This is a genomic window from Methanothermus sociabilis, assembly GCF_055392295.1.
Genome location: NZ_AP042467.1, coordinates 909,502 through 928,996 on the forward strand (window position 1 = coordinate 909,502; position 19,495 = coordinate 928,996).

The window sequence follows — 19,495 nt, forward strand, 5'->3', positions numbered from 1 at the left end:
CATGAATATTAAGATAATAGGTACGGCACATGTTTCAGAGAGAAGTGTGGAAGACGTAAAAAATACAATAATTGAGGAAAATCCTGAGGTCGTTGCAGTTGAATTAGATTATCGTAGGTATATGCGCCTAACAAGAGATGAAAATCAAAACACTTCTATTTTAGATATAATAAAAAATGGATTAAAAACTGGTAGTTTAAGTGTTATTATTGCTGGAGTGATCTTAACATATCTACAAAACAAAGCTGGCGAAGATATAGGTATAAAACCAGGATCTGATATGATAGCTGCAATAAAAACTGCTGAAAAAATCGGTGCCAAAGTTGTTTTGATAGATAGAGATATTGAGATAACATTGAGTAGGGCTATGAATGCAATGTCTTTGTTTGAAAAATTAAAGCTTATTTTTAATATTTTTTTATCTTCTTTTAAAATGAAGGATATTGATATTGAGGATCTCAAAAAGAAAGATGTTTTAAAGAAAATAATGAAAGAATTTAAGCGAATAGCACCTAATGCATATAAAGTAATTGTGGATGAAAGGGATGCATATATGGCCTATAGACTATTAAATATTGATAGTGAGAAAATAGTGGCAGTAGTTGGCGCTGGACATAAAAAAGGAATTGAAGATTATCTTAAAAATCCAGAAAAAATACCTCCTATATATAAGCTGTTAAATACTAAAATTAAAGATAGAAATCCAATCAATAAGATATTCCTACTATCACTACTGTTCATAACATTTCTTTTACTAAAAATTTTAGTGGTGAAAGGATGTATCTGATTTTTAGATGTGATTGTGGTAGAGCTCTTTATGTTCATGAGAGTAACAGTGTGAAGAGATGTGTATGTGGAAGACTCATAAAGGTTAAAAGTAGAAGGATACTCGGAAAAGTTAACTCATTTGAAGAAGCATCTGAAATTGTTAGAAAATTACAAGAAGAAAAATATGGTAAAGCAGTTTTAATGACTGCTGATAAATATGGGGAAAATGAATAGAGATTTGATATCGTTTATAAAAAAAGGTGAGAGAAAAAATATAGAATTTAAAGAAATACTTATGCCCAATTATCATCTCATAGGTGAACGAAAGAATAAATTAGTTTCACAGATGAAGTACAGGATAGAGAAAGGAAATGGAAAAGCAACTTATTTCTTAGGAGTCAGTGACGATGGAGAATTAGTAGGATTATCTCAGTCAGATTTAAAAAATAGTTTATATGTGCTTAAAAACCTTGCAAAAGAAATTGATGCTAGTATAGATAAAGTTGAAAAATATAAGGGAAAGAATGGTAAAATAGCAAAAGTAATGATATCTAAAAAATCAAATTTTAAAAAAGAACATCTTTTAGTTGGAGTAGCAGGTCATGTAGACCATGGTAAAAGTACACTTCTTGGTACTTTAACAAGTGGCACTCTAGATGATGGATCTGGAAAAACAAGAATTTTTTTAGATGTACAAAAACATGAGATAGAAAGAGGATTATCAGCTGATTTATCATTTGCAGTTTATGGATTTAAAGATAATAAGCCAGTTAGAGTTAATAATCCTCTCAATAAAAAAGAAAAATCAAGAATAATTGAAGAATGTGATAGAATTGTTTCTTTTGTGGATACTGTAGGGCATGAACCATGGCTTAGGACAACTATTAGAGGAATTGTCGGTCAAAAATTAAATTATGGCATGATAACAGTTTCAGCTGATGAAGGACCAACACATATAACTAAAGAACATTTAGGTATAATTTTGGCAATGGATTTACCTGTAATTATAGTGATAACAAAAACAGACTTAGTTGATAAAAATAAAGTTGAGGAAGTAAGAGAAAGAATTGGTGAACTACTTAAATTAGTTGGAAGAATTCCATTTCAGATTAGAAACCGTTCAGATATTTATTCTATAGTAGATAAGATGAATGAGCATATAGTACCTATTCTTGCTGTTTCTTCAGTCACTGGAGAAGGTCTAGATTTATTAGATGAATTATTTATGAATTTAAAAATTCCTAAAAAACCTGTAGATGACAAAAAACCATTTTTAATGTATATTGACAAAATATATACAATAAAAGGTGTGGGAACCGTTGTAAGTGGTACTGTACGTCAAGGAAAAGTCAAAAAAGGTGATAATTTAGTTTTAGGTCCTACAATTGATGGAGAATTTAAAAAAGTAAATGTTAAATCAATAGAGATGCATCATTATCAACTAGGATGTGCAGAAACCGGACATGTTGTAGGTATTGCACTCAGAAATATATCTTCCAATGAAATTGAAAGAGGCATGATACTTGCAGATCCTAAATATAAAGTTAGGGCAGTTAGAGAATTTGAAGCAGAAGTTTCTGTGTTAGTACATCCAACAACTATTAAATCTGGTTATGAGAGTGTTACACACATAGAAACAATAGCAGAAACAACTAAGTTGAAACCTCTAGATAAAGAATATTTATCAGCAGGTGACAAAGGTAAAGTCCGTATGAGGTTTAAATATAGACCTTATCATGTGGAAAGAGGTCAAAAACTAGTATTTAGAGAAGGAAGAACTAAAGGTATAGGTTCAATAACTAAAATTGTTGAGTAATATTTCTCAAATATTTTTTTAATTCACAAACTTTACATAATTCATTGGATGAAGGCCAAAAACATTCTTTACATTCCACAACTTTGACATCTTTTTTCTTTAGGCTTAAAAATGTTTTTTTAAATGATTTCATTATATTTTCTTTAGTTCCTGGTTCAATTTTTTCTATTTCATTTAAAAAATTCATAAGTTTAAATCTAAAAGAATATTTTGAGTATGGACATCTTTCCATTTGAACTTCAATATCGTTTTTAACTACCCAATCAATAACCTCTTTCTCTGAAACTTCCCAAAGAGGTTTTATTCTAGGTATAAGTTTTGGATGTATTCTATCTAGCTTAGGTCCAAATTTGTAAAATCTGAAAGTATCACCTCTAACTAAACTCATTAAAAATGATTGTATTTCATCGTCAAGATTATGGCCAGTTGCAAGTTTTGATGCACCAACCTCATATGCAGTTTTATTTAACAAATATCTTCTAAAGATGCCACATGGAATGCATGGAGTATCAAAATAATCTTTAATTTCATCAACTTTAAATCCAAACTCTTCTTTAAAACTTTTTTTTATCAATTCAACTTCTAGTTTTTTCACATGTTTTCTTAAATATTTTAAAGCATTTTTCCTATAGTTTTTTATTCCTTCATCAATAAAAATTGCGTTTAATTTGAAGTTAATTTCATTTTGTAAATTTTTTAAAGCATAGAGAGTGAGTAAGCTGTCTTTTCCTCCAGATAATGCAACAGATATTACATCGCCATTTTCAATTAATTTATAATTTTTTACAACTCTCCTGATCTTTTTCATTAATTCATTATTAAATATTTTTTCAGCCCCCTTAATAGTAAAATTTTTAAGATCTTTTATATAAGTCAAAATTATGATAATTGCTGAGATTAGTGTGGTCCCAGTAGGAACAAATTCAACTAGTTTGAGTGAGTATATAGCTGCTGCAGTATCAAAGATTAAAGAAAAAAATATTAAATATAAAGTATCATCGATGGGAACACAAGTTGAAGTTAAAGATTTGGAAGAATTATTTGAGGTTGTTAAGGCTGCTCATGAAGCAGTAATTAATAAAGGGGCTGACAGAGTATATACTACAGTGACAATAGATGATAGGAGAGATGTTGATAAAAGTTTAGAAGAGAGAGTAGATGCAGTGAAAGAAAAACTAAAGTAAAATCAATTTTAATTTTATTGGTGATATTATGGTACAAATTTCTGATGCTATTAGGGAGATTGGTAAAGCTGAAAACGATGCAGAAAAATTAATCAACGATTCAAAGAAAAAGGCAGAGGAAATTATAAACAATGCTAAATTGGAAGTTTCAGAAATTATAGATAAAGCTAAGATGGAAGGAGAAGAAGAAGGTAAAAGATTAATTATTGAGATGGAAAACAAGGCAAAAAGGGAAGCATTAAAAATACGCAATAAATCTAAAGAAAAAATTGAAGAAATAAAACGCCAGGCAAATAAAAAAATTGAAGATGCTGCAAACCTTATTATAGAGAGAATATTAGCGATGTGAGGATTATGTTATTACCAGCAAGAATGAGGAAATTGTACATCATCACTCTTAAAGAATATGCAAAACCAATGATTCGTGCCTTACACGAAGAAGGGATAGTTCAAATAGAAGATGTTTCAGAGAGAATTGAGCGTGATGTACAATGGAGAAGAATTATGAAAGCTGGTGAAGCAACTCCAGAAGCATCTAAAGTATCTTCCTTATTAATGAGAGTTTCTGGAATTCTTGATTTTTTCAAAATTGCAGAACCAAAAAGAGGAATGATGGATACATTAAAAAACATAATAAATCCACCTATACCAAAAAAAAGAGAGGTAAAAGATTTAAGTACAAGGGAAATTATTAGTAAAGCTGAAAAAGTTCTAAATGAAGTTGAATCAAAAACAAAAAACATTGAAAAAAAGTTAGATGAATTAGATTCTGAAGAAGACGAACTTAAAGATGTTTTATCATTGTCAAAGATGTTAATAGATTTTGACGTTGACTTTTCAGAGATTAGTAGATTCAAACATGTGTCTGTCATTGTTGGAAAATTACCTGCAGAGAATTTTGAAAAATTCAAAAAAGAAATAAAAGATATAACTGAAGAAGTTGTATTTTCTGCTACAGGAAATGAGAAAGAAAAAATAATTTTTGTAATTGTGAATAAGAATTATCATAATGACGTGTTTAGGCTTTTAAGAAAATTAGAATTTGAAAAATTTGATATAGAAAAATTGGAAGGGAAACCAAAAGAAATTGTAAAAGAAGTTAATGAGAGGTTAAAAGAAATAAAAAAAGAGAAAAAAGAATTAATTTCAAAAATTAGAGAAATAAAAAGAGAATGGGAAAATGATTTATTAGTTTTAAGAGAATTATTAGAGATTGAAAAAGAAAGAAATGAAATATTCAGTAATTTTGGGGAAACATCAAATACAGTATTGATGGAAGCATGGGTACCCAAAAAGAAACTAAATAAAGCCATGAAGATAATTCAGGATGCTACAGACAATCACTGTGTTATTGAACATTCTAAGGGAAGTAAAGATGCACCAATATTACTTGATAATCCTTCTTTTGCAAAACCATTTGAACCATTGTTAAAAATATATTCTCCACCAAATTATCATGAATATGACCCTACAATTTTCATGGCGATCATATTTCCATTTTTCTATGGGTTCTGTGCTTCTGGAGTTTTTACAGGTGCATTGGTTTTACTGACAGGGCATATACTTTATAGAGGTTTAGGGAAAGTTAATAAAACCATGAAAGATTTTGGTATAATTTTAATAGTTTGTGGAGTATGGGCACTTGTTTGGGGATTGTTGACAGGAGAATTTTTTGGAGACTTTCTACCAAGATTTTTACATATGGAATTACCAACTGTAATGCATAACCTTGAACCACTTAAAAATCCTCAAAATCTTCTCATTTTAGCGCTTGGAGTAGGACTTGCTCAATTAATTTTGGGATTGGTTACAGGAGCTGTTAATAACATAAAGAGAGGTAAATGGAAGATTGCTCTTTTTGATCAAATATCATGGCTCTTGTTAATCATAGCTGCTGGTATAGTATATCTAGGAATTAGCATGAAATTTAGTTTAGCTATGTACTCAGGAATTGGATTGTTTGTTATTGCATTAGGGCTTATAGTGTATGAAGTAGGATTGATTGGTCTCATGGAAACATTTACATTTTTAGGAAGATGGCTTTCATATTCAAGATTGACAGCTTTGTGTATTGCAGGTAGTAGTTGTGGAATGGCAGTGAATATTTTAGTTCAGATGTCACAAGGGCCAACTATATTCAACTACATAATAATGGCATTGATATTTGTTTCAGGACATCTAGCATTTGCAATGCTTCATGCTCTAGTATCATTTATACATTCCCTTCGTTTGCACTATGTGGAATTCTTCGAACAATTTTATGAAGGTGAAGGTAGAGAATTTATACCATTTAGTGCAAAGAGGATATTTACAAAATTAAAGAAATAATTGGAGGTGTATATTCATGCCCGCACTAACATTAGGTACTGCACTTACTGCGGTAGGTGCTGGTCTGGCAATAGGTTTTGCAGGTTTAGGAGCTGGAGTAGGACAGGGAGTAGTTGGATCATCCTCAGTTGGAGCAATAGTTGAGGATCCTGGATCATTTGGTAAAAGCCTCCTATTTACAGCTCTACCAGAAACTCACACAATCTTTGGATTCATTATTGCTATAATGTTGATAATGTTTTCAGGAATGATGGGCGGAGGAAAAACAGTTGACGTTGCGACAGGACTAATATCTGTAGGTGCTGGTCTGGCAATAGGTTTTGCAGGTTTAGGAGCTGGAGTAGGACAGGGAGTAGTTGGATCATCCTCAGTTGGAGCAATAGTTGAGGATCCTGGATCATTTGGTAAAAGCCTCCTATTTACAGCTCTACCAGAAACTCACACAATCTTTGGATTCATTATTGCTATAATGTTGATAATGTTTTCAGGAATGATGGGCGGATGACACAATGGCAGCTGGGGTTAAAAAAATAGTTTCAACAATATTATCAGAAGCTGAAAGCAGAGCAGAAGAGATAATAAAAGATGCAGAGAAGAAAAAAGATAAAATAATAAAAGAAGGAAAAGAAAAAGCCAAAAAAGTAAAGGAGGAAACATTAAGAAGGCTTAAAAAAGAAGGTAGAATGAAATACAGACAGATAATTTCCAATGCCAAAATAAAAGCTAGAAGATCAGAGCTAAAAACAAGAGAAAAATTAATAGAGAAGTCATTTAAAATTGCTGAAAATAAATTAAAAGAAATGGCATCCAAACATTCAGAAAAATATAAACAGGCTCTAATCAATTTAATAGAAAGATCAATAACAGAAATTGGCGGTGGAGAATTACAACTACATTTAAACAGCAGAGATACAGAATTTATAAAAGATCAAATAGAAGATATTAGTAATAAAGTTTCAGAAAAGATTGGCAAGAATGTGAAACTAGAATTAGGTGAAGAAATAAACACTATTGGGGGAGTAATAGTAAGAACTAAGGATGGAAGCATAGAAGTTAATAATACATTAGAAGCCAGATTATCAAGATTAAAGAAAGTATTACGTCCTGAAGTAGCAGATATTTTATTTAAATAGGAGCAGATATAATGGCAGAAGCGATAGGAGATCCAATAATTTTTTATTTATTTATTGGAATAGCAGTTGCTGGGACAGTAGCAATGATAATAACATTTAGACCTGTATCAACAATGATTCCATATGCCTATCCAGTTGCGAGAGTAAGAGCAAGAATAGGTCGCTTAATTACACCTAGACAGTTAGATGAAATTACAGAATTAAAAAATATTGAAGACATGAGGAATTATCTTAGAGGAATACCTGATTATTCTAAATATGTGGAGAGATATCCTATTGAAAAAGCCATAGATGTTCATTTAGCAGAAGTTTATGAATTTGTAGCTAAAATTGTTCCTGAAGATGTTAAAGAAGTGTTTAAAGCATTGTTAAAGAGATGGGACATTGAGAACATAAAATCATTGTTAATAGCCAAAGATGCTGGATTAGAAGTTGAGGAAATTGTTGATATGTTGATACCTGTTGGAGAATTATTTGATGAATTAGAAAAATTAGTTGAAGTAGAAAATGTTGAAGAAGTTGTGTATGGTCTTGAAGGAACTGAATATTCAGATATTTTAGAAGATGCTTTAACAGCATATAAAGAAAAAGGAATATTATTGCCATTCGAAGCAGCGTTAGATAATTACTATTTAAGAAATATTATTAAAGCAATAAAATCTGTAAAGACTAAAAATAGAGAAATACTTGAACATTATTTCGGTAGCTATGTGGATATCAGCAATATAATGTTAGTATTGCGAGCAAAAGTAGATAAACTAAAATATGAGGATATAGAACCATATTTACTACCAGCAGGTAGACAAATTAGTGAATGGAAGCTAAGGGATTTAATGGAAGCAGAAAACATAAGAGAAGTTATTGCTAGCTTGCGTGGATTTGATTATGAACCTATATTATCTGACGCTTTGCCTAAATATGAAAAAACAAAGTCCATATCTGTATTTGAGGAAGCATTAGAAAATTATCTTTACAAAATGGGTCGTAAATTTTTGACAAGAGAGTCATTGACTGTTGCTCCTATCTTAGCATACTTAATTTTGAAAGAAAAGGAAATTAAAAATTTAAAAATAATAGCACGTGCTAAGCGAGAAGGAATACCTGAATCAAGGATTAAAAAAATGTTAATAAATTGAGGGGTAAAGATGGCATCTAAAATTGCAGTAATGGGTGACGAAGACACTGTTGTTGGATTTAAATTTGGAGGTATAAAGGATGGTTACATTATAACAAACAAAGAAGAAGCAAAAAAAACATTTGAAAATTTGATAAAGGAAAAGGATATAATCATAATAACAGAAAACATTGCTGATAAATTGAGATCTGAAATAAATAAAATCTCAGAAGAACCTCTACCAATAATAATAGAGATACCTGACAAAACTGGTCCTTCTAAGAAAACTGTTGATCCGATGAGAGAACTTGTAAAAAAAGTAATTGGGGTTGAGATGATAAAATGACAGGCGAAAAGAGAATCATCAGAGTATCTGGTCCTGTAGTCGTTGCTGAAGGAATGAAAGGATCACAAATGTATGAGATGGTTAGAGTTGGAGAAGAAAAACTAATAGGCGAAATTATAGAGTTAGAAGGAGATAAAGCAACAATACAAGTTTATGAAGATACAACAGGGTTAAAACCTGGCGAAAAAGTTGAAACTACTGGAGGACCTTTATCTGTTGAATTAGGTCCTGGAGTTCTTGGAGAAATTTTTGATGGAATTCAGCGCCCATTGGATAAAATAAAAGCGATGACCGGTGAATTTATAAGAAGAGGTGTCGATGTACCTTCATTGCCCAGAGAGAAGAAATGGAAGTTTAAACCAACTGTCGATGTTGGCGATGAAGTGGTAGGTGGAGACATAATAGGTGAAGTACAGGAAACAAAGTCCATTGTTCATAAAATAATGGTTCCTCCAAATATTTCAGGATCTATTGAAAATATAGAGGAAGGTAAGTTTAAAGTTGATGAAAAAATTGCAGAAATAAAAACTGATGACAGTGTAGAAGAATTAAAGATGATGCAAAAATGGCCTGTAAGGAAGAGCAGGCCATATAAAAAGAAATTAGATCCTGATGTTCCATTAATAACAGGACAAAGGGTACAAGATACGTTTTTCCCAATTGCTAAAGGAGGTACAGCAGCAATACCAGGCCCATTTGGTAGTGGAAAATGTGTGTCTGGTGATACTCCAATTTTATTAGGAGACGGTTCATTAATTACAATGGAAGAATTATATAAAAAATCATTAGAAAATGGAAAAGTAATAGAAGAGAATGAGCACGAAGAAATAATAAAATTAGATAAACCCATAACTGTTTATTCATTTGATGGATCAAAGATAATTAAGACTAAAACTGACATATTCTACAAAGGAAAAAGCGATTCATTAATTCATATAAAAACAAAAAGTGGAAGAGAAGTGAAAGTTACACCTATCCATAGATTATTCAAAATAAATGAAAATGGTGAAATTGTTGAAACAATGGCAAAAGATTTAAATGAAGGCGATTACATCGTTGCTGCAAGAAAAATTGACATAAATAATGAAGATGAGAAAATTGATTTATCAAAATTCAATGAAAAGGAAATTAAAAAACTACCAGATAAGATGTCACCAGAATTAGCAGAATTCTTAGGATTATTATTTGCGGCAGGACAATTAGATGAAAACAAGTTAATACTTAAGATTGAAAATGGAAATAAGGATATTTTAGAGAGATTTTCTGAATTATCACTCAAATTATTCGGAGTTGAATGTAAGATATTAGAAAATAAAGCTATAATTGAAAATAAATTAATAGTAAAGTTTGTTAAAACACTTGAAATTCTAGAATCTAAAATACCAAAAATTATTTTAAAATCTAAAAATAAATGCATTGCCAGATTCATTGATGGTTATATAAATGCATCTGCATCCAATAATGTATTATCAATTGAAGATAAAGATTTGAAGGTTCAACTTTCATATCTTTTAACAAGAGCTGGTATTTATCACGAAATTTCTCATGATGGCATATTCTTACATCTGGATAATTCATTGTTAACATCTGTAGAGTATGGTGATGAAGTAGTAAGTGTGGCAATTAGTTCTTGTGGAGAAACAAACTATCCAAACGAAATATTTGCTGATCAAATAGTTGAAATAAGGGAGATTACAGGCCCATTTGATGTCTATGATATTTCTATTCCAGGAATAGAAAACTTCTTTGGAGGATTTGGTGCAATACTTCTACATAATACCGTTACACAACAACAATTAGCAAAATGGGCAGATGCTGACATAGTGATATATGTTGGGTGTGGAGAAAGAGGAAATGAAATGACTGAAGTTCTAGAGGAGTTTCCAAAGTTAGAGGACCCAAGAACAGGAAGACCATTAATGGAAAGAACTGTTCTTATAGCAAATACATCTAACATGCCAGTAGCAGCTAGGGAAGCTTGTGTTTACACAGGTATAACTATTGCAGAATACTTCAGAGATATGGGATATGATGTAGCATTGATGGCAGATTCAACATCAAGATGGGCAGAGGCCATGAGGGAAATATCAGGCAGGCTAGAGGAAATGCCTGGTGAAGAAGGTTATCCTGCTTATTTAGCTTCAAGATTAGCACAATTTTATGAAAGGGCTGGTAGAGTTATCACACTTGGAAGTGAGGATAAAGTTGCATCAGTTTCTGTTATTGGTGCAGTGTCTCCACCTGGTGGAGATTTCTCAGAACCTGTGACACAGAATACTTTGAGAATATGTAAAGTATTTTGGGCATTAGATTCTTCATTAGCTGATAGAAGACATTTCCCAGCTATAGATTGGCTACAAAGTTATTCATTATATGTGGATAGTGTAAAAGATTGGTGGAAAAAGAAAATTGGAAAAGATTGGAAAGCTGTGAGAGATGAAGCGATGGCATTATTACAGAAAGAAGCAGAATTGCAAGAAATCGTACAACTAGTTGGTCCAGATGCATTGCCTGATATAGAAAGATTGACATTAGAGACAGCTAGAATGATACGAGAAGATTTCCTCCAACAAAATGCATACCATGAGATAGATACTTATTGTCCACCTGAAAAGCAATTTAAGATGTTAGAAACAATACTATTATTCCATAGAGAAACTAAGAAGGCATTGAAAAAAGGAGCACCTATTGATAAATTAACACAACTCCCTGTCAAAGAAGATATTGCAAGAATGAAATACATACCTCCAGATGAATTTGAAGAAAAAGTCAAAGAAATACAAGATAAAATTATTAAACAATGCGAAGAGGTGCTAAAATGAGTGCTGATATTAAAACTCGGGAATATACTAGTGTAAGTGAAGTATCTGGTCCTCTTCTAATAGTTGAAGGAGTAGAAGATGCAGCATATGGTGAAATAGTAGAGATAGAGACTCCTGGTGGAGAAACTAGGAAGGGCCAGGTATTGGAGATTTATAGGAATAGAGCAGTAGTGCAAGTATTTGAGGGAACTGGGGATTTAAATACACAAACAACCAAGGTCAGATTCACTGGTGAGACTGCAAAATTGGGCGTATCTATGGACATGATGGGACGTATTTTTGATGGAACAGGGAAACCAATAGATGGTGGTCCTGAAGTAATTCCTGAGGAAGAATTAGATATTACTGGAAGTCCTATGAACCCTTCTGCAAGAAAATATCCAGCAGAATTTATACAAACGGGAATATCTACAATTGATGGAATGAATACATTAGTTAGAGGTCAAAAGCTACCAATTTTTTCAGGATCTGGTCTTCCACACAACGAGTTGGCAGCACAGATTGCAAGACAGGCAAAAGTTTTAACAGAGGAAAGTGAGTTTGCAGTTATATTTACAGCTATGGGAATTACACATGAAGAAGCAAACTTCTTTATGAAAGAATTTGAAAGAACTGGGGCATTAGAACGTGTTACAGTATTTATGAATCTTGCAGATGATCCAGCGATAGAAAGAATAATGACTCCTAGAATGGCTTTAACAACAGCAGAATATTTTGCATTTGAATATGATATGCATGTATTAGTAATACTAACAGACATGACTAATTATTGTGAAGCATTAAGAGAGATTTCAGCTGCAAGAGAAGAAGTGCCAGGTAGAAGAGGTTATCCTGGTTACATGTACACAGATTTAGCTAGTATATATGAAAGAGCTGGACGTGTCCATGGAAAAAAAGGATCTATTACTCAAATGCCAATATTGGTGATGCCTCAGGATGATATAACACATCCAATTCCAGACCTCACAGGTTATATAACAGAAGGCCAAATAGTTTTAAGTCGAGAACTCCATCGTAAAGGAATTTATCCTCCAGTAGACGTGTTACCATCACTATCAAGATTAATGAGTGGTGGAATTGGACCAGGTAGAACAAGAGAAGACCATGCCGATGTTTCTGACCAATTATATTCTGCTTATGCTGAAGGTCGTGATTTAAGAGACTTAGTTGCAGTAGTTGGTGAAGAAGCTTTAACAGACCGTGACAGGAAATTCTTAGAATTTGCAGATGAATTTGAGAAGAGATTTGTGTCACAAGGTAGAGACGAAGATAGATCAATTGATGAAACACTTGACCTAGCATGGGACTTACTAAGTATATTACCTACTTCAGAACTTAAGAGAGTGTCAGACGAATACATCGAAAAATACCTGCCTAAATAATATTTTTTATTTTTTTAGGGGGATAAAATGCCACAGGAAATTATGGAAGGTATTAATCCAACCAGAATGGAACTCCTAAAACTTAAACAAAGAGAAAAACTAGCTGTTAAGGGTCACAATCTTTTAAAAGAGAAAAGAAATGCATTAATAATGGAATTCTTCAATTTACTTGACAGAATAAAAGGGATGAGGAAAGAAATTGAAGAAGAATTGCAAGATGCATTTAAGGATTTAATGGAGGCATATATTCATACTGGAGATGCAAAAGTAAAAAAAGCAGCGATGGCTGTACAAGAATCAGTTAGTGTTGATATAGATTCACGTAGTATTATGGGTGTTGTAGTACCTTTAGTGGATGCTGAATCAAAAGAAAGAAGCATGGTTGAGAGAGGTTATGGTTTGTTTGATACCTCAGCAAAAATAGATGAGGTTGCAAAAAAATTTGAAAAATTGATTCCTAAGATAATTGAGTTAGGGGAAGTTGAAAAATCTATTAGACTTTTAGCTGGTGAAATAGAATCAACAAAAAGAAGAGTAAATGCATTGGAACATATAATAATACCTAAACTTAAAAACACAATAAAATATATTGAAATGCGGTTAGAAGAAATGGAAAGAGAGAATTTTGTAAGATTAAAAATGATTAAGAGGTCTATGGAGAGTGAATAATGGTCAAATTAATGACACGTTTTCGTGAAATAGTGAAGGAATTTGAGAAGAAAGTACATGCTGACAAAGATTTTAGAATTGACAGTCATTATGGTTTAATGAGGGCAATAGTTGCCAATGAAAACATAGAAGTTAAAAGTGGAGATGTAAAGTCTTTAAAAATTAAAAAAATTACAATTCCAAAGAACCATATTATATGGATTTGTGGATATGGTGTCCATCCATTAGGGCATATTATTGCCGTGGGTGAGGAAGTTCCACTTCCAATCACTATGGAACGTTCTGCAGACCATGCAACCTTTGTAGCAGCGAAAAGTGGTGAGATAAGAAAAAACGATTTTCTAGGTGTTTCAATACTACTACCTGTCAAGTTATTGAAATAATTACTTAGTATTTTTATTTTTTTATGATAATTTAATTCCCTTTACAAGAGGATTTTTCCTTAGCCATTCTATATTGCTTCTATATAACATTCTGATATCATCTATACCTAATTTTATCATTGCTAATCTTTCAATTCCCAATCCAAATGCAGCCACTGGTGTCTTAATACCTAATGGTTCAAGAACTTCTGGACGAAACATGCCTGCTCCACCAAGTTCTATCCAAGAGCCTTTCTCTGGTAAATAAATTTCACATTCAGTTGAAAGATAAGTGTATGGGAAATAAGCAGGTCTAAATCTCACTTCAAAACCTAATTTTTTATAAAATTCCCTTAATGTTCCAAGGAGATCTCTAAATGTAACATCCTTTGATGCTATAATCCCTTCCACCTGATGAAATTCTGGCAAATGCTTATAAGTTATAGTTTCTCTTCTAAAAACTCTACCAATTGAAAACATTTTTACTGGAGGTTTGTTCTCAAATAAAAATCTTGCAGATATACATGTTGTATGTGTTCTTAAAACAGGTTTTTTTGCTATAGATATGTCCCATTTATAGCCCCAACCTTCAGAACCTGTTGATCCACCATGCTCATGAACATCTTTAACCTTTTTAACCAATTTTTCATCTGGGAGATCACATATTTTAGGATTTTTTAAATAAAATGTATCCTGCATCTCTCTTGCAGCATGGTCTTGAGGTTGGAATAAACTATCAAAATTCCAAAAAGCTGATTCAACGATAGGACCTCTTGATTCTTTAAATCCCATGCTAATAAATATTTTTCTTATCTCTTCTATTATGTCACGTAGTGGATGTGTTTTACCCGGATAAATTTTTGGATATTCAACGAAAATGTCATAAGGTCTATACTTAAGTCTTTTCCACCTGCCACTTTTCAAATCTTCGTGTGTTACTTGTGTAGCTTCTTCAATTATTTCTAATCCTTCGTCCAATAATTTTTTACCTTCTTCTGTTATTTCTAAAACATGTGTTGTTTTTTCTTTTATATCGAGAAGTCCTCTATTTTTTAACAATTCATACCCTTTTTTGAGGTCTTTGGTAAGTGAAGAATACCATATTTCCTCCTTTTTCAATAACTCTTTTAACAATTTTTCATCTTCAAAATCTTTATCTATAAATTTTTCACATTTTTTTGTTACTTCAAGTACGCCTTTTTTTATTTTAATACAATTTTTCTTTTTTAACCATCCAATACCTATATTTATATCTTTTTTTTCGAAAGGAGATTCTCTAAAAAGATCTTTCATTTTTATACTTTTTTTTTCCAATAAATAATTGAGCAGGCGTCTTTCAGGTAAGCCTTCTTTAGCATATTTTAATCCTTCATCATTTAATCTTATTAAATAATCAGTTTTTCTATGTATTTTTACAAGATTTTTTGATTCTAAAGATCCAGCAGCACTCATTACAGCCTTTATATTCATTTTTTGTTTTTTTGCAATTTTTTCTGGCTTTAATGAAAAACCTAATGATTCAAATGCCTTTAATACTTTTTTTTCATAAATGTGCAATTCATCTGTTTTGTAAACCATTTGCGCCCTCCTTCAATATACATTTTGGAGAATTAGAAGTTTTGTCATACATATCTAGTAGTGTGACCATTATAGATGCAGCTGTTAAATCTGCAGTAGTGCCTGGGTTTAGATTTTTTTCTCTTAATTTCTTATCCAAATGTTTTATTTTTTTGTATCCCTCATTGCTTAACATGCCACCAACATCTAATATATCTTTAGCAGCTTCAGATACTTTTACAGCAGTTTTATGTCCATATTTTCTTCTAATTAAAGTATCTGGAAATTTAGATAAAATAACTAAAAATGTTTGGACAGTGGCAATATTTATTCCATATTTTAAATTTTTTTTAAAAGTTGGGAAACCTATATCAAATGTTATTGGCATTGCATTAGTTAATTCATTCGCTATATTATCCCAAGATGAGGAAATTTTTAAAACATCAAACATATTCAAATTATTTTTCAATAATTTACTTTCAGATGATTTATCGGTTACATCAATTTCATGATTTCCCATACCACCTGCGTTTGCCATACGTATTGCTCTATATAAATATACAGAATCTTTAGGTGTTGTATTACGCATAATTTTATCAACATTTTCCCTAATTTCACCAAATCTTTTTGACATTCCAGCAGCAGCTGATAGAGGTGTTAATAACATTATTATTCCTAAATTTGTATTGTTATTTACCCATTTTTTTGTTTCTTTGACAGCTTTATATATTAAATATCCAAGCTCTATAGATTTTAAATCCCTACATTTTTTACTTCTTTTGGCAGCTTCATACATTACATCCCCAATTACAATACCACTTATAAGAAAATCTTCAAAACACATGTCATCAAAATCTTTAGTTCTATGAACATTTCCAGGCTTTGGATATCCACTAACTTCTAATATTGATGCTATTTGCGCTGATTTTGAAACATAATTAGCATTCATAGCTTATATTTCCTCCACAATTTCAGGAGCAAAATGTGTGATTATTAAATCTGCACCTGCACGTTTTATGGAAAGCAATGTTTCTATTATAACTTTATTAGAAAGATAATTTGCATCTATAGCGGCTTTTATCATTGAATATTCACCACTTACATTATATGCGGCAGTAGGTACTCCAAAAGTATCTTTAACAAGTCTAATAATATCAAGATAAGGTAAAGCAGGTTTTACCATTACGATGTCGGCGCCTTCATCAATATCTAATTTGACTTCCCTTAGAGCTTCTAAAGAGTTCGGTGGATCCATTTGGTAAGTACTTCTATCTCCAAATGCTGGAGATGAATATACTGCTGATCTGAATGGTTCATAAAAAGATGACGCGTATTTTGCTGAATATGACATTATTATTACATCATCAAAACCATTTTTTTCTAATTCTTCCCTTATAGCCTTTACACGACCATCCATCATGTCTGATGGTGCAACAACATCTGCACCAGCTTCAGCATGTGATAAAGCTACTTTAGATAAATATTTGAGAGTTTCATCGTTTACTATTTTTTTGTTTTTAACTATTCCGCAATGTCCATGTTCAGTATATTGACAAAGACATACATCGGTTATTACTACTAAGTCTGTCTCTTCTTTTAATAATTTTACAGATTTTTGGACAATGCCATTTGGGTCATAAGCGCTGGATCCATATTTATCTTTTTTTTTCGGAATTCCAAAAACTAATATAGCTTTTAATCCTTTTTCTTCTAGCTTTTTAGCCTCATCTATTAATTCATCGACAGAGTACCTATATTGTCCTGGCATTTTAGGAATTTTTTCCTTGGTTTTTATACCTTCTTTTACAAAAACAGGATATATCAAATCATCTTTGGATAAAGTAGTCTCTTTCACTAGAGACCTTATTTTAGAATTTTTTCTTAACCTTCTCATCCGAGTGTATGGAAATTTCATTTTAATACACCTGATGAAGTCGTAGAAATATCACCAAACATCAGCATATCCTTCTTCTTTCCCTGTATATCTAGCTATATACCTAAATTCTCCCCTTGGAGCCATGTATTTACTTATCTCCCTCATCTGTGGATTCAATCCCTCAATTTCATATTTTATTCTTAGATTTAATGGAATTCTATATCTTGATGGATTTTTGACAATCATTGTTCCAGATACTGCATATTTAAATGGATATTTACCTAACTCTATTGTTTTTGTTTCATTTGGCTTTAGAGTTATTGTTAATTCTCTATAGCTGACTTTAGTTCCATTAACTGGATTTGTGTAGATTGAGATGTAATATTTTATGGTTATTGTTGATTTTCCTAAGTTTGTTAGGGTTATTGTGAAGGTTTTGTTTTGGATTGATGCTTGACTTACATTCACTGTAACTGGTGTTAAGTTTCCTATTGTAACGTTGTAGGTTCCTGGTTGTGTTAAGGTGTAAGTGAAGTTTATGTTTATAGTAGTATGTGCTGGCACGAAAACAATTTTATTTGCCACAGCTTGTTTATTTATATATAAAATTGCTGTATAGTTACTATCTACGTTAGAAGGATTATTCACTGCTGCATTCACAAATATTGTCAGTGGTACAGTGCCATGTTCTGGAGTAACTGTCAAATTGCTTAGTTTAAATTCTAAGCCTACAATTTTTCTTACTATATTGTTATTTATATTTGCATCTTTAATGCTTGTACCTATTAAATATTGGTTTTGAGTAGGAATTTCTACAACTATCTCTGATCCAGGATTTACATCCCTTTGCCATATGATGGATTGAACTTCAGAAGGAGACAAAGGTCCTATTTCACCTACATATGTTTCATTGTTGTGTGTAATTTTAATCAAAACTTTGGCGTTAGGATCTATTTTTTTCATGTCGGCCTTTCCATTGTTTTTGACCATTGCCTTTATTTTTCCATCACATATTTCAATATCTTCAATTGTTAAATCAACAATTAATGGTTTGTAATCTAAATTAACTTTATTATATGTGTAGGGGATATCTCCAATTCCATCTCCATCGCTATCGTTCCCAAAATAATCTAACCAGTAATTACCTTCGTTAGTAGTGTTCCAATAGTTATTTAATAACTCACCATCTACAGCAATCGAATTATTTAAGAAATAATTTTTGTATACATAATTTTTTATTCCCTGGATGGAGAGCCCATATTCACAATTTGTAATAGTATTTAAGCAAATTATATTGTTTGTACAGCCGGTTTTGAGTGATATTCCTTTATTGCACCCAGCTATATAATTATCAGAAATAGTACAGTTTCTTGCCCCTCCTGTTGCACCGAGATATATACCATTGAAGCTACATAAGAGAACAACATTTTTTTGGATAATACAGTTATTTGCACAATCAAGGGCAATTCCACATTTACATGATCTAATTATATTTTCAGATATTTCACAAGAATCAGTGGATCCACCTAATGTTCCTAAATGTATTCCCGCATATTTACATTTCATAATATTATTTCCAATTATCTTGTAATTTTTTGAAAATCCATAAGTAAATATTCCTCCAATGATGGTATTATTTTCTATTTTCCAATCCCTTGTGGTTCCATTGATACATATACCATTTCCTGGTTCCTCAGCAGATGTATAAATTATGTTGTTCCGTATTACACAATTACTTGCATTTAACGCCATTATGGCATAAATACCATTCGTATTAATAATGAAACCTTCTATTGTTATATTATCTGTATTTATGTAAATAGTGGGAATTGATGGATCCTTAGATATTATTTTTGCTTTCCCATCGCCTTCCAATGTTATAGATTTGTTAATAACAATGTTTTCACAATATTCTCCAGGCTTAACAAAAATAATATGCCCATCTTTTGTATCATAATCATCTATTGCAGACTGAATTGACGTAAATGTTTTGTTGTTATTTAGATTTACAACTTCTGCATGAGCTATAGAAGTTCCTAAAAAACAGATTAAAGCAATAATTAACATTATTTTTTTAATAGTTTCACCTCCAAATAAGTTTTGTTTAAATTTATACAAGAAAACTTTATATATAACTT

19 protein-coding genes are annotated in these 19,495 nt (G+C 31.5%); 14 read left to right on the forward strand and 5 right to left on the reverse strand.

The window, feature by feature from the left end:
* Position 1: 1 nt before the first annotated feature.
* Genes ACZ5LY_RS04980 through ACZ5LY_RS04990 form a run of 3 tightly spaced genes read left to right on the forward strand, consistent with a single transcriptional unit; the run spans position 2 to position 2,584 of the window.
* On the forward strand, positions 2 to 787 hold the full coding sequence (locus ACZ5LY_RS04980; RefSeq protein WP_464577204.1) for a TraB family protein: 786 nt from the start codon (positions 2 to 4) through the stop codon (positions 785 to 787).
* On the forward strand, positions 778 to 1,002 hold the full coding sequence (locus ACZ5LY_RS04985; protein WP_013414304.1) for a DUF1922 domain-containing protein: 225 nt from the start codon (positions 778 to 780) through the stop codon (positions 1,000 to 1,002). The genes ACZ5LY_RS04980 and ACZ5LY_RS04985 overlap by 10 nt, the downstream gene beginning before the upstream one ends.
* Complete coding sequence (locus ACZ5LY_RS04990; RefSeq protein ID WP_048060609.1) at positions 995 to 2,584, forward strand: GTPBP1 family GTP-binding protein; 1,590 nt, start codon at positions 995 to 997, stop codon at positions 2,582 to 2,584. The genes ACZ5LY_RS04985 and ACZ5LY_RS04990 overlap by 8 nt, the downstream gene beginning before the upstream one ends.
* Here ACZ5LY_RS04990 and ACZ5LY_RS04995 read toward each other — a convergent pair.
* Positions 2,568 to 3,392, reverse strand: coding sequence for a TIGR00269 family protein (locus ACZ5LY_RS04995; protein WP_048060610.1), 825 nt, complete (start codon positions 3,390 to 3,392; stop codon positions 2,568 to 2,570). The two genes, ACZ5LY_RS04990 and ACZ5LY_RS04995, sit on opposite strands and share 17 nt — an antisense overlap.
* Before the next feature lie 73 nt (positions 3,393 to 3,465).
* On the opposite strand from ACZ5LY_RS04995, the gene ACZ5LY_RS05000 reads away from it, so the two are divergent.
* The 11 genes from ACZ5LY_RS05000 to ACZ5LY_RS05050 are packed head-to-tail and all read left to right on the forward strand — an operon-like array spanning position 3,466 to position 13,945.
* On the forward strand, positions 3,466 to 3,768 hold the full coding sequence (locus tag ACZ5LY_RS05000) for an MTH1187 family thiamine-binding protein (RefSeq protein ID WP_013414307.1): 303 nt from the start codon (positions 3,466 to 3,468) through the stop codon (positions 3,766 to 3,768).
* A gap of 28 nt (positions 3,769 to 3,796) precedes the next feature.
* Positions 3,797 to 4,117, forward strand: coding sequence for a hypothetical protein (locus tag ACZ5LY_RS05005; RefSeq protein ID WP_013414308.1), 321 nt, complete (start codon positions 3,797 to 3,799; stop codon positions 4,115 to 4,117).
* Positions 4,118 to 4,122: 5 nt separating this feature from the next.
* A complete protein-coding gene (locus ACZ5LY_RS05010) occupies positions 4,123 to 6,096 on the forward strand; it encodes a V-type ATP synthase subunit I (protein ID WP_464577207.1) in 1,974 nt (657 codons plus the stop codon).
* 16 nt (positions 6,097 to 6,112) lie between these two features.
* On the forward strand, positions 6,113 to 6,601 hold the full coding sequence (locus tag ACZ5LY_RS05015) for a V-type ATP synthase subunit K (protein WP_464577209.1): 489 nt from the start codon (positions 6,113 to 6,115) through the stop codon (positions 6,599 to 6,601).
* 4 nt (positions 6,602 to 6,605) lie between these two features.
* Positions 6,606 to 7,229, forward strand: coding sequence for a V-type ATP synthase subunit E family protein (locus tag ACZ5LY_RS05020; protein WP_464577211.1), 624 nt, complete (start codon positions 6,606 to 6,608; stop codon positions 7,227 to 7,229).
* Between the two features lie 11 nt (positions 7,230 to 7,240).
* Entirely contained in the window at positions 7,241 to 8,365 is a 1,125-nt protein-coding gene (gene ahaC / locus ACZ5LY_RS05025; protein WP_464577213.1) for an ATP synthase A1 subunit C, read from the forward strand.
* A 9-nt stretch (positions 8,366 to 8,374) separates the two neighbouring features.
* Positions 8,375 to 8,689 carry a V-type ATP synthase subunit F gene (locus tag ACZ5LY_RS05030; RefSeq protein ID WP_013414313.1) on the forward strand — a complete coding sequence of 105 codons (315 nt, stop codon included), beginning with the start codon at positions 8,375 to 8,377 and terminating at the stop codon, positions 8,687 to 8,689.
* Complete coding sequence (locus ACZ5LY_RS05035) at positions 8,686 to 11,511, forward strand: V-type ATP synthase subunit A (protein WP_464577216.1); 2,826 nt, start codon at positions 8,686 to 8,688, stop codon at positions 11,509 to 11,511. Before ACZ5LY_RS05030 ends, ACZ5LY_RS05035 begins: the two co-directional genes overlap by 4 nt.
* The gene (locus tag ACZ5LY_RS05040) at positions 11,508 to 12,893 is read left to right on the forward strand and encodes an ATP synthase subunit B (RefSeq protein WP_013414315.1); all 1,386 of its coding nucleotides are present in this window, start codon (positions 11,508 to 11,510) and stop codon (positions 12,891 to 12,893) included. Before ACZ5LY_RS05035 ends, ACZ5LY_RS05040 begins: the two co-directional genes overlap by 4 nt.
* Positions 12,894 to 12,920: 27 nt before the next feature.
* A complete protein-coding gene (locus ACZ5LY_RS05045; RefSeq protein ID WP_464577219.1) occupies positions 12,921 to 13,562 on the forward strand; it encodes a V-type ATP synthase subunit D in 642 nt (213 codons plus the stop codon).
* On the forward strand, positions 13,562 to 13,945 hold the full coding sequence (locus ACZ5LY_RS05050) for a DUF22 domain-containing protein (RefSeq protein ID WP_013414317.1): 384 nt from the start codon (positions 13,562 to 13,564) through the stop codon (positions 13,943 to 13,945). The genes ACZ5LY_RS05045 and ACZ5LY_RS05050 overlap by 1 nt, the downstream gene beginning before the upstream one ends.
* 21 nt (positions 13,946 to 13,966) lie before the next feature.
* Here ACZ5LY_RS05050 and pheS read toward each other — a convergent pair whose 3' ends face one another.
* Genes pheS through ACZ5LY_RS05070 form a run of 4 tightly spaced genes read right to left on the reverse strand, consistent with a single transcriptional unit; the run spans position 13,967 to position 19,475 of the window.
* On the reverse strand, positions 13,967 to 15,502 hold the full coding sequence (pheS, locus tag ACZ5LY_RS05055) for a phenylalanine--tRNA ligase subunit alpha (RefSeq protein ID WP_464577221.1): 1,536 nt from the start codon (positions 15,500 to 15,502) through the stop codon (positions 13,967 to 13,969).
* Complete coding sequence (locus tag ACZ5LY_RS05060; protein WP_013414319.1) at positions 15,483 to 16,430, reverse strand: triphosphoribosyl-dephospho-CoA synthase; 948 nt, start codon at positions 16,428 to 16,430, stop codon at positions 15,483 to 15,485. The genes pheS and ACZ5LY_RS05060 overlap by 20 nt, the downstream gene beginning before the upstream one ends.
* 3 nt (positions 16,431 to 16,433) lie before the next feature.
* Positions 16,434 to 17,396, reverse strand: a complete 963-nt coding sequence (gene hemB / locus ACZ5LY_RS05065; protein ID WP_013414320.1) for a porphobilinogen synthase — start codon at positions 17,394 to 17,396, stop codon at positions 16,434 to 16,436.
* 30 nt (positions 17,397 to 17,426) lie between these two features.
* A complete protein-coding gene (locus tag ACZ5LY_RS05070) occupies positions 17,427 to 19,475 on the reverse strand; it encodes a NosD domain-containing protein (RefSeq protein WP_464577223.1) in 2,049 nt (682 codons plus the stop codon).
* Positions 19,476 to 19,495 lie beyond the last annotated feature (20 nt).